The sequence below is a fragment of the Cytophaga aurantiaca DSM 3654 genome, assembly GCF_000379725.1.
GTDB lineage: Bacteria > Bacteroidota > Bacteroidia > Cytophagales > Cytophagaceae > Cytophaga > Cytophaga aurantiaca.
Genome location: NZ_KB903641.1, coordinates 28,574 through 44,480, shown reverse-complemented (window position 1 = coordinate 44,480; position 15,907 = coordinate 28,574). Strand labels below are relative to the sequence as shown.

Annotated in this window: 12 protein-coding genes; 8 read left to right on the top strand and 4 right to left on the bottom strand. The window is 37.0% G+C overall.

What is annotated here, in order from left to right; all coding sequences use genetic code 11:
* The first annotated feature begins 551 nt into the window (after nt 1-551).
* The 8 genes from lysA (at nt 552) to A3EE_RS0111070 (ending at nt 9,175) form a co-directional block, all read left to right on the top strand.
* Complete coding sequence (gene lysA, locus A3EE_RS0111105) at nt 552-1,784, top strand: diaminopimelate decarboxylase (RefSeq protein WP_018343518.1); 1,233 nt, start codon at nt 552-554, stop codon at nt 1,782-1,784.
* A 358-nt stretch (nt 1,785-2,142) separates the two neighbouring features.
* Nucleotides 2,143-2,421 (top strand): hypothetical protein, encoded by a 279-nt coding sequence (locus tag A3EE_RS0111100; protein WP_018343517.1) that lies wholly within the window; start codon nt 2,143-2,145, stop codon nt 2,419-2,421.
* 259 nt (nt 2,422-2,680) lie between these two features.
* Nucleotides 2,681-3,838: a class I SAM-dependent methyltransferase gene (locus A3EE_RS0111095; RefSeq protein WP_018343516.1), complete on the top strand. Its 1,158-nt coding sequence runs from the start codon at nt 2,681-2,683 to the stop codon at nt 3,836-3,838.
* Nucleotides 3,839-3,980: 142 nt separating this feature from the next.
* A complete protein-coding gene (locus A3EE_RS0111090) occupies nt 3,981-5,585 on the top strand; it encodes a fumarate hydratase (RefSeq protein WP_018343515.1) in 1,605 nt (534 codons plus the stop codon).
* A gap of 103 nt (nt 5,586-5,688) precedes the next feature.
* Complete coding sequence (locus A3EE_RS0111085; protein WP_018343514.1) at nt 5,689-7,353, top strand: leucine-rich repeat domain-containing protein; 1,665 nt, start codon at nt 5,689-5,691, stop codon at nt 7,351-7,353.
* 39 nt (nt 7,354-7,392) lie between these two features.
* Nucleotides 7,393-7,854, top strand: coding sequence for a hypothetical protein (locus A3EE_RS0111080; RefSeq protein WP_018343513.1), 462 nt, complete (start codon nt 7,393-7,395; stop codon nt 7,852-7,854).
* Between the two features lie 189 nt (nt 7,855-8,043).
* A complete protein-coding gene (locus A3EE_RS0111075; RefSeq protein ID WP_018343512.1) occupies nt 8,044-8,679 on the top strand; it encodes a DUF3575 domain-containing protein in 636 nt (211 codons plus the stop codon).
* 34 nt (nt 8,680-8,713) lie between these two features.
* Nucleotides 8,714-9,175 carry a hypothetical protein gene (locus tag A3EE_RS0111070; protein WP_018343511.1) on the top strand — a complete coding sequence of 154 codons (462 nt, stop codon included), beginning with the start codon at nt 8,714-8,716 and terminating at the stop codon, nt 9,173-9,175.
* A 14-nt stretch (nt 9,176-9,189) separates the two neighbouring features.
* Here A3EE_RS0111070 and A3EE_RS0111065 read toward each other — a convergent pair whose 3' ends face one another.
* From A3EE_RS0111065 to carB, 4 genes are all read right to left on the bottom strand, one after another.
* The gene (locus A3EE_RS0111065) at nt 9,190-11,067 is read right to left on the bottom strand and encodes a T9SS type A sorting domain-containing protein (RefSeq protein ID WP_018343510.1); all 1,878 of its coding nucleotides are present in this window, start codon (nt 11,065-11,067) and stop codon (nt 9,190-9,192) included.
* Nucleotides 11,068-11,279: 212 nt separating this feature from the next.
* Nucleotides 11,280-12,128: an acetyl-CoA carboxylase, carboxyltransferase subunit beta gene (gene accD, locus A3EE_RS0111060; protein WP_018343509.1), complete on the bottom strand. Its 849-nt coding sequence runs from the start codon at nt 12,126-12,128 to the stop codon at nt 11,280-11,282.
* 170 nt (nt 12,129-12,298) lie between these two features.
* On the bottom strand, nt 12,299-12,553 hold the full coding sequence (locus A3EE_RS0111055) for a DUF4834 family protein (RefSeq protein WP_018343508.1): 255 nt from the start codon (nt 12,551-12,553) through the stop codon (nt 12,299-12,301).
* Nucleotides 12,554-12,721: 168 nt separating this feature from the next.
* Nucleotides 12,722-15,535, bottom strand: coding sequence for a carbamoyl-phosphate synthase large subunit (gene carB / locus A3EE_RS0111050; protein WP_018343507.1), 2,814 nt, complete (start codon nt 15,533-15,535; stop codon nt 12,722-12,724).
* Nucleotides 15,536-15,907: the final 372 nt, after the last annotated feature.

Below are 15,907 nucleotides of genomic sequence, written 5' to 3'. Positions count from 1 at the left end.
ACTACTGAGCCGCGAACTCAAATTTCTATTTGATGCCTGTTCAAATAAGCCGGCAAAGGACTAAATCCACGGATAGGTCTAACCTAGTTGCGCCATAGTTCACCTTTGCCGGTGGTTATTTTAATTAATTTATTTAGAATTCTTTAGAATAAAAATATACCCAAACAGAATCGTATCACTGCAGAAGGACGGTTGATACCGTCTTTCGCTTTGATAAATATGAATTCTTATTTCTTGGAATTTTACTACGGCGTAAATCTAAAGGTTGTGTCTTTTGACCAACCACGGCAACTATGAAGACAAGGATATTTTAATAACGACCCTTTGTTGCTGATTCAAAACTCTCCAAGGGTTTTAAACCCTTGGAGAGTTCCGGTAGAGATTAACTGCGGAGGCGAATACAAAGAACAGAAGAATAAAAAAGAAAGATAGATCCTATTAAGAAAGGAGAATTGTTATACGAATTCAATAGCATAAAACTATTCTTCAAGACCTTTTAACAATCCGCATTCTGCTTAGTATATTTGTAATTCTTAAATACCTAATCATTTATGCAAACAACAAACAGCACGTACGAATTTCAGGGAATTGCTCTGACAGATCTGGCTACCGAATATGGTACACCATTGTATGTTTATAACAGTGAAAAAATTCTTTCACAATATAAACGTTTGCACGATGCATTTGCCGGAGTGAATGTGCGTATTAAGTATGCTGCGAAAGCATTGACAAATCAAGCCATATTAAAATTATTAAAAGGTGCCGGTGCCGGTGTTGATGTTGTTTCAATTCAAGAATTGGAATTGGCATTGAAAGCAGGCTTCGTTGCAAAGGATATTATGTTCACACCAAACTGCGTTGATTTTTCAGAAATTGAAGAAGCTGTTAAGCATGGTGTTCAGATCAACATCGATAATATTCCGTTTTTAATTGAATTTGGCAAAAAGTATGGAAGCAGTGTACCCTGCTGCATACGCATTAATCCGCATATTGATGCCGGAGGAAATGTGAAGATCATGACTGGGCACAAAGGATCTAAATTCGGTATTTCTATTGAACAGGTAAATCAGATCTATGAAGTGGTAGATGAATATGAAATTGTTGTAAACGGCGTTCACGTGCACAGCGGTTCAGATTTTAAAAATGCGGATGCCTTTGTTCGTGCGGCAGAAGTTGTGTATTCGGTGGCTATGCAATTTGATTCGCTAACATTTTTAGATTTTGGAAGCGGATTTAAAGTTGCATACAAAGAAGGCGACTACGTAACCGATATAGAAGAGCTTGGCAAAAAGATGAGCGACTCGTTTAATGCGTTTTGTTTGAATTACGGCAAGAAATTAGATATCTGGTTCGAACCTGGAAAGTTTTTAGTAAGCGAATCAGGAATGTTGTTGGTAACATGTACCGTGATCAAGGAAACACCTGCATGCAATTTCATTGGCGTAAATTCCGGATTGAATCATTTGATCCGACCAATGATGTATGGATCGCATCACGACATTGTAAATGTTAGCAACCCGGATGGCGATAAAAGAATGTATACCGTTGTTGGCTATATCTGCGAAACAGATACGTTCGGTTCGGATTTATTTATTGAAGAAACGAAAGCCGGCGACATCATTGGTTTAAAAAATGCAGGTGCATATGGTTTCAGTATGAGTTCAAATTATAATTCGCGTTTCAGACCTGCAGAAGTTCTTGTGCATAATGGAAAACATCAGTTGATTCGAAGACGCGAAACGATGGAAGATTTGTTAAAAAATCAAATTGATATTGAATTATAAAAAAAAATTTAAAATTTTTTAAATTTTTTTTTGGCCCGTTTTCAGGGGTGAAATTTCAAAAAATAAAAGTGGTCATGTGGAATTATTTTCTGCATGACCACTTTTATTTTCTCTGAACATATCATGAATAAAGGCGTACAGAAGACTTCATGCAATCACTTAAAAAATGTTCGCTATAAAAAAAAACTTATTCAAACTATAACCTTTTGAGTTATCCACCGTTAAAGATGTTGAAAACGTAGTTGGTTGGTTGTTTGGTATTTGGAAGTTTAAAAAAAATTATATAGTATTGAATTAACTTTTAGTCGAGTATTTTTTATATAGGATTTATTTAATTACAAAAAAGGAGGATTACATCATGGCAAAAGCAAAAGCTTCCGCTAAGAAACCAGCTGCGAAAAAAGTAGCAGCTAAAAAACCTGCAGTTAAAAAAGCAGCAGTTAAAAAAGTAGCTAAAAAAGCAGCAGCTAAAAAGCCTGCAGCTAAAAAAGTAGCTAAAAAAGCAGCAGCTAAAAAGCCTGCAGCTAAAAAAGTAGCTAAAAAAGCAGCAGCTAAGAAGCCTGCAGCTAAAAAAGTAGCTAAAAAAGCTGTTAAGAAAGCTGCTAAAAAAGCAGTAGCTAAAAAAGCTGCTAAGTAATTAGTTTCTTACAAGAATTGAAAACCCGAGGTGCAAACCTCGGGTTTTTTTATTGCCCTGTGGATAATGTAAGCGTTGAAATCTTTGGCTCATCCTTTTCATAGTTGTACTTATCATCCTTGCAATCCGTGGCCGATGCCCCACGTTTAGATATGTAAGGCTTAAATAAAGTAGCTTGGGGCATCACCCCAAGAGAGGATAATTACACTTCTTATATCACCTTCTTTACTCTCCGCTTACGAATGCGTACCTTTGTTTCATGAAAGAACAAACAGCCTTGCTTGATTTTCTAAAACAAAGCTTCTCTGAGCATTCATTTGTAAAAATGACACTCAGCAATCCAACAGACAAGCAAAGTTCACTAACGGCGATCTATGTGCGTTACGTTGAAATTAAAAACGCAGCTACACTTTCATTTACGTATCGCTATAAAACCAAGGATCAGGTAAAAAACTGGTCCATCGAAAATGGCATCAACGAACTTCAGAAATTAATAGGTACTTCCTATCGAAATACATCGCTCTTTACAACCAAAAATGATTTTGTTTTACTTTCCTCCAAAAAAGGTAAAATGACATTGCAAACCAATAAACCAACGTTCACAACAACAACGGAAGCCGTGCATGACCGTCAGAAAATAAAACGCGCATCCAATGAACAGGCCTATTTAATGCATCTGGGAATAACCGATGCAAACGGCATTCTGATTCAAAAGATGGCGGATAAATACCGTCAGATAAATAAATATCTTGAAATCATTGAAGGCCTTATAGAATCTGTTACGCTTCCGGAAGATATACACATTGTAGATATGGGTTCGGGTAAGGGATATCTTACGTTTGCATTGTATGATTATTTAGCGAACGAAAAGGGATTGAACGTTCAGGTGACTGGTATTGAATTGCGTGAAGAGTTAGTTGAGTATTGCAACGATATTGCAAAAAAATGTGGTTTCGATAAATTAAACTTTGTTTGCAAACCCATTCAGAAATATACAGAGAAGCAAATTGATATATTGATTGCACTCCATGCCTGTGATACTGCAACAGACGACGCCATTTATAAAGGCATTGTTTCGAATGCGCAACTGATTGTATGTGCACCATGCTGCCACAAACAGATTCGTCAGCAGGTAAAAGGCATCGAGCAGGAGAGTCCGATTCTGAAATACGGAATCTTTAAAGAACGCCAATTTGAAATGGTAACAGATACCATTCGCGCCTTGATCTTAGAAAAGCATCACTATAACACAAAAGTATTTGAATTTATTTCAAACGAACATACACGTAAAAATGTAATGCTTGTAGGCGCTAAAACGGCCATGAATATTGAAGACCAGACAATTCAATCCAAAATAGAGGATATTAAAAAGGAGTTTCATATTGATTTTCATTATCTGGAAAAGCTTGTGAAATGATTTGGTTAGCCGCCGTGGCGAACGACGAATTATAAAAACAACACTGAAATAATCTTCAAATTAAATACGTAATCATACGTAGAAAAATAATTAAGACTCCGTAAATTAGAATTCCCGTTTAACATATAACTAAATAACTCCCATGCCTGAATTCAGTTATCAAAAACCGTTTCCGTTAAAGAAAGATCCAACTCCATACAAATTAATCAGCAAAGAGTATGTTTCAACAATTGAAGTTGATGGCCGCAAGATTCTTAAAGTAGATCCGAAAGCGCTTGAATTGGTTGCTGAAAAGGCGTTGGCTGATGTTTCATTCTATCTCCGTTCATCGCATTTAGAAAAATTAGCGAAGATTATTAAAGATCCGGAAGCAACAGATAACGATCGTTTTGTTGCATATACCTTATTACAAAATGCATCTACTGCCGGAGAAGGTAAGCTTCCATCTTGTCAGGATACAGGTACTGCAATTGTAATGGGCAAAAAGGGTGAAAACGTTTGGACCGGCGCCAACGACGAAGAGGCTCTTTCAAAAGGAATATACAATACATACCAGGAACGTAATTTACGTTATTCGCAAGTAGTGCCGATTACCATGTTCGAAGAAAAGAACTCTGGTACAAACTTGCCTGCACAAATTGACATCTATGCAGAACAAGGCAATGAATATAAATTCCTATTCATGGCAAAAGGCGGCGGTTCTGCCAACAAAACATATTTATACCAGCAAACAAAAGCCTTACTAAACGAAAACAGTTTAGCGGAGTTTGTTAAAAATAAAATCAAAGACTTGGGTACGTCTGCTTGTCCGCCGTATCACCTTGCATTGGTGATAGGTGGTACATCTGCAGAAGCGAACTTAAAAGCTGTTAAACTAGCTTCAGCAGGATACTACGATGAACTACCTACAGAAGGGAATATGGGTGGACAAGCATTCCGCGATCTTGAATGGGAAGAGAAGGTACAAGTAATTTGTCAGGAGAGTTTGATCGGAGCGCAGTTCGGCGGTAAATATTTCACACACGATGTAAAAGTGATTCGTCTACCACGTCACGCAGCATCTTGTCCGGTTGGTATTGGTGTAAGCTGTTCAGCAGATCGTAACATCAAAGCAAAAATTACAGAAGAAGGTGTGTTCATTGAAGCCTTAGAAACAAATCCTGAAAAGTATTTGCCTGCACAAGCTCCGCACTTAGAAAAAGCAGTTGAAGTAGATTTGAATCAGCCGATGGCAGATGTATTGAAATTGCTTTCTCAGTATCCGATCAAAACTCGTTTAAAATTAAAAGGAACGTTGATTGTTGCGCGTGACATTGCGCACGCGAAGATCAAAGAATTGCTGGATGCAGGTAAACCAATGCCGGAGTATTTCAAAAATCATCCGGTGTATTATGCTGGTCCTGCGAAAACACCGGAAGGCATGCCATCCGGAAGCTTCGGTCCTACAACAGCCGGACGAATGGATTCATATGTGAATCTGTTTCAGAGTCAGGGTGGTTCCATGATCATGCTTGCAAAAGGAAATCGTTCGAAAGCAGTAACCGATGCGTGTAAACAATTCGGTGGTTTTTATTTAGGCTCCATCGGTGGACCGGCTGCGATCTTAGCGAAAGAAAATATTAAATCGGTTGAAGTAGTTGACTTCGAAGAATTGGGAATGGAAGCGGTACGCAAGATTGAAGTAGTTGATTTCCCTGCGTTCATCATCTGTGATGATAAGGGGAATGACTTTTTTGCGAATTTGTAAAAAAATAAAATAAGAAAAGCAGAAAGGATATGGATTATACAAATCAATATCCTTTCTGCTTTTCTGCTTAAATCTGAATTCATATTCATTTAATAATTTCTTTATGAAGAATCTTACTTTTTGGGGCACCTATACTAGAAAAGTATCTCAGGAAACAATAGCGGGACAACTAACTTCTGAATTTAACATTGAATTGCTGGATAATGGACGACCGGAAAAATTCGATGAATTAATTAACAATAAAGGAATTCAACCGAATGAAATTGTCGTATATTTTAAAAATGAATGTGGTGTTGTATTGTTTTTCAATGAATCGATTCCAACAGATTGGATGGAAGCACTTGCACAAATAAATACGATTGAAGATCCAACTTCGGATGTATCAATGAAAAGGTATGTGCTTGGCAAGTTAGATCTTAACATGGGTAAAGGCTATATACAGACCTATGTAAGAGCAAATATGGATAAGCACATTTTAAAATATTCAGACGCATTAAAATTTCCTGTTTACCCTTCTGATATTCTACCAATAGAAACAAGCGGCAGTTTAGAAAAATGGATTAACGATGAATCTTCTAGCGTTTTGGGAGTTGCAATTTTTAATGAATTATACAGAAGTAAAAATTCTGACAAACGTGTAACCGTATTCCGTTTTAACAATTCAACGGAACATTTGACAAAATTAAACTCTGCACTTACCGATCAAATCAATAAGCGAAAGGAATCTAATTTAACGCATTTCAAAACCTTTGTAGAATCGAGAGCAAGTAAGTCCGCCGCTTTTGAATCAAATAAAAATGATAAAGTTATTTATCAGTTTTTAACAGATGACTATCAAATTGAAAACTATTCAAATTTTATATGTAATCATATTGGTAGACACCCGGACATCGAAAAAATAATCAATACATTTTTAGGTGACAGCAATATTGAAATTATAGCGCTTATAGAAGAATTTGCAAAACAGGATATCAATTTCCATGGACTATTCGATTTAGTATTTTATACAGGTCTGTACCATACAGATGATAAGGTTCGGGCACATGCTCTTGCTTTGGCATTAATTATAACGAATGGTAGTTTCAGACCAGCATTTTGGGGAATTTGGAAAAAAGATTTTTATTCAAAAAAAATTGTTCTTTCAAATGGCATTCCCAATTCAAGAATAGGACTATATTATACGAATTTACTTCAGCATAAATTTATATCTGGCAATTCCGGAGAGACCTCGGCGGTAAAGCCTTTAGTTATAGATACGGACACAAGTGGAATTGAAGGACTTTTTTTAAAATATTTTAATGAAGTAATTATTCGGGATCAGGAACGAATGATAAATCATGAAGTATTTCAATTTTTCGAGACCCTTATTACGTATGGTGGTACAATTAAGTCATTGGCTTTGATTAATTGTGGTATTACTAAATTGCATGAAGGAGTTTCGAAATTAAATCTCCAAAAGCTAGATGTATCAAATAATCCAATTGAATTCCTTGGGCAGTTTACATATCCTTCATTGGAAGAATTGGTTATTCGAAATACCGCTATAAAAACGATCTCCTTGAAAAATTTTCCTTCTTTGAAAAAAATTGTTTTGGAAAACGCAACGGAATTAGATCAATTTCATTTAGTTGATATTAATAAACTGAATGAAAAGTTTTATTTTGAAGTATCCCAAATAGAAGGTGCTAAAAAATTCTATAATTTTAAAAAACAAGAAATGGATCCCTTTGCGGCACCTGCACCTAAACCTTTTTGGAAAGTATGGTAACTCAAAGTATCTTTATTAAATAATTAAAAAATAAAAATTATGGGACTTTTTGATAAAATTAAAAACATTGCAAATAAAATTACAGGCAATGCTGCAAAGGTTGAAATTGTGATGAATACAAACCTATATCGTAATACAAATGTTCCTGTTACGGTAAATGTGTCAGTAAAAGACGTTGGTATTACACTTGATAAAATTTATGTAAAATTAGCGGCGGTTGAACACGTTAAAGTAATTCATAATGAGGTTGTGAATGGCAATTCAGTTACTAAAGAAAAAGTGGATACGCGTTTTATTCATGAATTCACGTTTGATTTTTCAGGTGCTCAACATCTGGATGCAAATAAAAATTATTCGTGGGTTGAGAATGTCTTTTTGCCGGAAGGTGTACAGCCTTCGTATAATGTTTACCCAAGAGAAGTTCGTTGGCAAATTATTGCAGGGCTGCAGATGTCAGGAAATGATCCGGATTCGGGATGGAAAGATATTTTTGTGAATTAATTTATCTGAATAGAATTATAAAACCCTGTGAGGATTAAACGCCTCCCAGGGTTTTTCTTTTTTAATAGATTTTTATGTCTTGAATAGGGGTGAGTTATAAATGAATTGTCCTATTGGTAGAAAGATAAAATTATTTTTGAATCTTTTTAATCTGCATTCAATAGACATTCTATTTTAATTAAAACCTCTATGAAATTTTACATTAAATCAATCGGCTTTATTTTTTTCTTCGCTATTGGCCATTTTATTCATGCACAGGATGAGACCAAAATTGTCAGACCAAAACGCAACGCATTTAAAATAGGTATTACGCCAATACCCACAAGAATATTTTTTTCTTACGAGCATGCCTTTAGCAAACACTTTTCATTAGGAGCAATGGCTTCATATGGGGGAACCAGATTTCCAGGATATACATGCAATATGTTCACACGTTATTACTTTAAATCATTTGAGCAGAGCAGCTGGTTTTTAGAAGTCAGAGGTGGTTACGCGCATTATAATCCTTATGTATATACTGCGATTGAGTATCCAAACCATCCATACGATGACAATCGTGATTATGTTGGAAAGCATCGAGCAGATATTGATTATTGGAGTGGAGGTATATCCGGTGGTTATAAAGCATTTTTTAATGAACGGATTTTTTTTGAATTTTTAGGAGGCTTGCATTTTGGTCAGGCAACATTTGGTGCAGATGATAATTATTTTGCACGATATGGAATGTCTTATGAGCTTGGATCAGATAAGGTTGAAGAAGTTTTCAATAATTCAGGACCGGGTAATGCCTTTCATTTCGTCCTTCATTTCGGCTATGCGTTTTAGATAAGATGTCTTATGTTTGTAAGAAATAGTAAACATGCACGCATCTTCCTACAAACAGATATACGCAGATATTCTAACCATTATTGCAGAGGTTAGATCTGAACCTATTTCTAAATTGAATCTGGAAACAACCATCAACAATGATTTAGATACATATGGGGATGATTGGGACGATGTCATAGAGCCTATCCTTAAAAAATATCCGATAGATGATTGGTCCGAATTTGTTTTCCTGAATCATATGTCCGGAGAGGGATACCGGGAACCACTATATATTATCAACGCACTTGTATTTATTCCAAAGTTGGTGATAGGATGTATTGTATTTCTATTCAATACTGAAAAAAGTGTAGCTGTTTTTCAATATAAACCATTTAAAGAAGTACAGTACAAAAATGACCCACTCTATATTGCAGACATCTTCAATTCTGCAATCAAAGGGAAATGGGAGTATGCAAAAGATTCGGACTTAAATCTGCACGAGCTGATCAAATAAAGATTTGTGCTGCGTTAATACACAACAAGTTTTTTAGTTGCTCTGCCTTTTTCACTCGAAAGAACTTCTACCTGATATACACCTGCTGCTAAATTGCCTAAGAAAATAGTTGAATTGACTTCACCTACCAGTTGATTTTTTTGTAGTACTCTGCCTTGCATGTCATATAAAGTAATAGAAACAGGATTGGTATATGTTTCTGTAAAATGAATGGTAACATCTTCATTTGATGGATTGGGATAGATTGAAAACCAATCATTGGTTGCTGCAACAGGAATGATTCCTGTTGAGATAGCAGTTCCTTTGATCATGATCGGGTTGCCGGAAAGTGTGATCGCAGATCCTGTTACGGTTTGTGTAGTACCGGTGCTTGAATAATTCCATGCTTGTGTAGTCAGACTTTGAAAGTTTAATGCAGAAGGAAATGTATAATTCGCACTTGATACTTCGCTTTGATCGGTTGTTGTTTTTGCCCACAATACATAACGTGTTTCCGTACCTTTTGTAAAGGCCGCTCCATCTACGGTAGAAGGCAAGTTCAGTAAGGCTGTTGCTGCAGCATCGTATTTATAGTTTAGTATAAAATCAGATAATGTTTTGCATCCGATACCCGAGGGCGCGAGTGTTGCGGTAGCAGGAGTTACAGTATTCAGATTATAATAAAAGCCCATGCCATCAAAACCATCGGTGCTTACGTTTGGGTCGGTTTCGCTTTTAGAATCACCGATGTTGTATGTATACATTTGTTTGATACCTTGCTTTTGTGCAACCACAAATGCCTTCATCAGAAAATTGCGTTGCGCTTCAGGAGTACCTATGTAATCGGTTGTTCCGTAATGCTTGCGTGGAAGATTTACTTCCGTAAGAATAAAATGTTTCGAAGGGTAGGTCGTTCCATTGTATCCGTACTTTGTAAGTATTGCCTGAAAATCATTTTTCATAGCAATGACTTTTTGCACTGCATAATCAGAATGTCTGAAATATTTAAATCCTCCGATGCTATTGTCCCAGGTGCGTAAATAGTATTGCGGATAACAATGATAACTTAATACATCAAAGTATGCACCGCCTTTTAGTGGATACGCTGTAGTAACAGATCCATCTACCGGGTTATCGGTATTTCGCATTACTGCATCTAAAAAATTCGTGTAACCCAGTCCGCCCGTTGCAATGTATGAATTGGGCTGCATAGACTTTACCACTTCATAGGTAATGCGCAGCATGCGTACATAATTTGTTATATCGTCACGCAGATTTACCAGATCGCAAGGAGAAGGATTTGCATCCCACCAATTACCTGGTTGTCCCGGATTTAGAGAAACATTGCTATTGGCGGAAAAATCCGGCTCGTTCCACACTTCATAAAAGCGGATATAGCTGCCATAGGTTTTTACAACCTTGTAGACATAGGCTGCATAATAGTTTGTATCGTTAACAGCAGTTACCCCATTCGTACTATCGTCCCAAATAGGTGCATATAAATTTTTAAAAACTTCCGAACGGAATTGTTGTGTGTTGCAAGTAATAACTTTTGTGGAACGGTGCGCATCACTTGGTCCGTTTAAAAATAACGTAAGTTCTTTCATATTCAACGTAGCAGTATAATAGGCGAATTCATTCTTACGCACATTAACACCATATTGGTCTAAAAAATAATCGTACAATCCCGGACGGGTAGTATGCATACCGGCTTTGATAAAGAGATCGTGTATGAGTTTATCATTAGGTGCATTGTTGTTGTAGCCACCATAGTAACCCGGGTTTGAACCAAAATAGAAATCGTTTGCATAAGCCGGCACGGTTGTATTGGCGTTGAATGCAGGCTGCTGCGCATAAACGTTTGTAAAGAATACGGTTAAGCAAAAGACAACTGTGTGTAAGAAGTGTTTCATAAAAATTGAATTAAAAAGTAGTTCGTTGATATGAATATACTAAATCAATTTCAAAAAAAACTTAGAATACTTAAAAACAAAAGTCCCAAAGCTATCCGTAGAGTTAGCGTAGCGCTCTACGAATAGAGAGTGGGTTCCTTGGGGTCTCTTTGCGGTAAAATAAAAAAGCCCCACTATTAAGTGAGGCTTTCATTTTTATATCTAGTACAGAATTACTTTTTCTCAACCATTCTCAAGAAATCAGAAACCTGTTTTTTCATGTCTTTTCTGTCAACAATGAAATCCAGGAAACCATGTTCCAATAAGAATTCAGAAGTTTGAAAGCCTGCAGGTAAATCTTTACCGATCGTTTCTCTAACAACCCGTGGTCCGGCAAATCCGATCAACGCTCCCGGCTCAGCAATGTTGATGTCACCCAGCATCGCATACGAAGCAGTAACACCACCTGTTGTAGGATCCGTTAAAATAGAAACATATGGTAGGGCTTCTTCAGAAAGCAAGGCAAGTTTAGCAGATGTTTTTGCCATTTGCATCAATGAAAAACCTGCTTCCATCATACGCGCTCCACCTGATTTACAAATCATGATGAACGGCACTTTTTTAGCACGTGCAGCATCAATACCTCTTGATATTTTCTCACCTACTACAGAACCCATAGATCCACCAATGAACGTAAAGTCCATACAACTGATCACAACTTCTTTTTCGTTTACCTTTCCATAAGCAGTACGCACAGCATCTGTCAAACCAGTTTTAGCTTGGGCAGCTATAATACGTTTTGGGTATGGCTGGCTATCAATAAATTTCAATGGGTCACCTGAGCTTAAACCTGCGTCTAATTCCGTGAACTCATTATTATCGAAAAACAACTCGAAATATTCTTTTGAACCTACTCTGGCGTGGTAATTACATTCAGTACATGTCCAGGCATGTTCTTCGTGCTCTCTTGTATGAACAACTTTTTTACATTCAGGACATTGATACCACAAACCATCCGGTACTTCTCTTTTCTCTTCAGTTGGGGTAGTGATACCTTTTTCTGTTCTCTTAAACCAAGACATCTATATTCTTTCTTTAATGTTCAATTAAACCTTTTCTTCAAATCCTGAGGGATTTTAAAGGATGACAAAGATAACAAAAAAATAAAATTACGGTACGAATATGTAAGTTTTTTACATATCAGTACAATTGTAATTATCTGTAAATCAGATAAAAAAATAAATAAATGAGATTATTTTACTTCCTCGAAATCTATATATTCGTCCTTGGAAGCCTGACCACCATTTTTGTGAGTTTTTCCAGCAGGAATATGATCTACGTGTATAGATCCTTCCGGATAACGCGGTCTTTGTTGCTGATTGTATTGTTGCTGCATGTTTTTAGCCATTTGCTCAGCACTTTTAATAACCATAGCTTTTAGGAATGGTTTTAAAAGCAAACGAAGCAACCAAAAAATTATAATTGTAAAGAATATGAATTTCCACATGATGTGTTCTAAGTAATAAGTTCTAGGTTTTAAGACGTTGCAGTAGAAAAAATATTGTATGTCTTGTTGCGCTACCTCTTAAAACAGTATTTCTATACCATAATTTAATGTTTTAAGTAATAAGTTCAAAGAAACGAATCTTAAAACTTATTACTTAAAACATTCTACCTATCGGCTTAAATAAAGATTTCTTTCAGAATATAATTTCACGAACTCATCATCCTGCAGATCGTCGATGAACAGGATCGCTTCACCCGTTGATTTCATTTCCGGTCCAAGTTCCTTATTTACATTCGGGAATTTGTTGAATGAGAACACAGGTATTTTAATTGCGTAGCCGTTTTTCTTAGGATTGAATGTAAAGTCTGTCACTTTATTTTCACCCAACATTACTTTTGTAGCATAATTTACATATGGCTCATCATATGCCTTACAGATGAATGGTACCGTACGTGAAGCTCTTGGGTTGGCTTCAATGATGTAAACGATTTCGTTTTTGATCGCAAACTGAATGTTGATCAAACCTACTGTTTTAAGTGCTACAGCAATTTTCTTTGTGTGCTCTTCAATCTGTTTGATCACGTTTTCGCTCAAATCGAATGGAGGCAATACAGAGTGGGAGTCACCGGAGTGAATACCAGCCGGCTCTATGTGTTCCATGATACCGATGATGTGTACATTCTCTCCATCACAGATCGCATCCGCTTCCGCTTCGATTGCATTCTCAAGGAAGTGATCGACAAGAACCTGATTACCCGGATGATCTTTCAATAAGTTTACTACGTGTTGTTCCAACTCCTGCTCGTTGATCACGATCTTCATGCTTTGTCCACCCAATACATAAGAAGGACGAACTAAAAGCGGGAAGTTTAATTTTTTGCTGATTGCAACTGCTTCGTCTGCATTTTCAATCACACCGAATTCCGGATACGGAATGTTGATTTCTTTTAATAAGGATGAGAAACGTCCGCGGTCTTCAGCTAGATCCAATGATTGGAAATCTGTACCGATAATTTTGATGCCGTATCTTTCTAATTTTTCAGCCAGCTTCAATGCTGTTTGTCCGCCAAGCTGAACAATTACACCAACCGGTTTTTCAAGAAGAATGATCTCGTAAATATGTTCCCAGAATACCGGTTCGAAATACAATTTATCTGCGATGTCAAAATCCGTAGAAACCGTTTCAGGGTTGCAGTTGATCATGATGGTTTCGTAACCGCATTCTTTTGCTGCTAATACACCATGTACACAAGAGTAGTCAAATTCAATACCTTGTCCGATACGGTTCGGACCTGAACCCAATACAATGATTTTCTTTTTATCTGAAGGAATTGATTCGTTCTCGCCTTCAAATGTAGAGTAGTAGTAAGGTGTCTTAGCTTCAAACTCTGCAGAACAGGTATCAACGATTTTGTAAATACGTTTGATACCGAATTCGTGACGTTTTGTGAATACTTCACTTTCCATACATCTAAGCAAGTGCGCAATCTGACGATCGGCGTAGCCCTTTTGCTTAGCAGTTTTCAGCATTTCTTTGCTGATGTTCTGTATCGTTTGTTTCTGAATTTCCTTTTCTAAGGTAACAAGCTCTTCAATTTGGTTTAAGAACCAAGGATCGATCTTCGTTAACTTCTGAATCGTCTTAGATTGAACGCCTAATTTGTATGCATCGTAAATATGGAACAAACGATTCCAGCTTGGGTTTTCAAGGCTGTGAAGAATTTCCGCCTGATTCGTTAATTCTTTACCATCCGCACCTAAACCGTTACGTTTGATCTCTAACGATTGACATGCTTTTTGTAAAGCTTCCTGGAAGTTACGTCCTATACCCATTGTTTCACCAACAGATTTCATTTGCAAACCAAGGGTACGGTCAGCACCTTTAAATTTATCGAAGTTCCAACGAGGAACTTTTACGATCACATAATCCAATGCAGGTTCGAAGAACGCGCTTGTTGTTTTTGTGATCTGATTTTTTAATTCATCTAAGTTGTAACCAATCGCAAGTTTTGCAGAGATTTTTGCAATCGGGTAACCTGTAGCTTTTGAAGCTAAAGCTGAAGAACGTGATACACGTGGGTTGATCTCGATACCGATGATGTGATCAGTATCCGGACACACAGAGAACTGTACGTTGCAGCCACCTGCAAAATTACCGATTGCTTTCATCATCTTGATCGACTGATCACGCATCTCCTGATAAATAGTATCCGGCAAGGTCATCGCTGGTGCCACTGTAATAGAGTCACCTGTGTGAATACCCATCGGATCAAAGTTTTCAATCGAACAAATGATAATCATGTTACCGATGCTATCACGTAGGATCTCTAATTCGTATTCTTTCCAGCCTAAAATACTTTGTTCAACCAATACTTCGTGTGTTGGAGAAGCATGTAGACCTTTCGTTAAAGCTTCATCAAATTTATCTGCTGTATGTACGAAACCACCGCCTGTACCGCCAAGGGTGAAGGACGGACGGATAACCAACGGGAAGCCGATTTCCTGAGCGATTTCTTTTCCTTGTAAGAAAGATGTTGCTGTTGCGCCTTTACAAACTCCAACACCGATTTCAATCATTTTCAAACGGAATTTCTCACGGTCTTCAGTCGTTTCGATTGCGTTGATATCAACACCGATCATACGAACACCAAATTTTTTCCAAACACCCGCTTTATCACAATCCATTGCTAAGTTCAATGCAGTTTGTCCGCCCATGGTAGGCAACACCGCATCAATCTTATGTTTTTCAAGGATTTTTATAATTGATTTTTTCTCTAATGGCAACAAATACACATTATCAGCTACAACTTTATCCGTCATGATCGTAGCAGGATTGGAGTTAATTAATGTAACTTCAATGCCTTCTTCGCGAAGAGAACGCGCAGCTTGAGAGCCCGCATAGTCAAATTCACAAGCTTGGCCAATTACAATCGGGCCACTACCAATAATCAGAACGTGTTTGATACTTAAATCCTTAGGCATGGGATATTATTATTTTATATAGATTTCAATGGTTTGTACAGAATCCGAATTTGAAGGCGAAAAGGGGTTTTTGTCCTTCTTTTACACAGTCAAATTGAGCAAATTTAAAGCAAAAAGATTGGATTTGAAAGATTATATTATTGTTGTGAATAATAAGTTTGATTACTAGTGTGTTATTGAACGATTTCAAGAAAAAATACGAATCGTAGTTGCCAGGTTCTAGTTGCCAGGTGCTAGATAAGACAAGTAAAGAGATAAGAATTCCTGAATTTCTTGGGGCAATGCCCCAAGTTACGGTGTTAAAGCCTTACAGGGTTTGTCATATCGAATACTCAGGCTGTAAGCCTGACTTATCTAAACTTGGGGCATCGC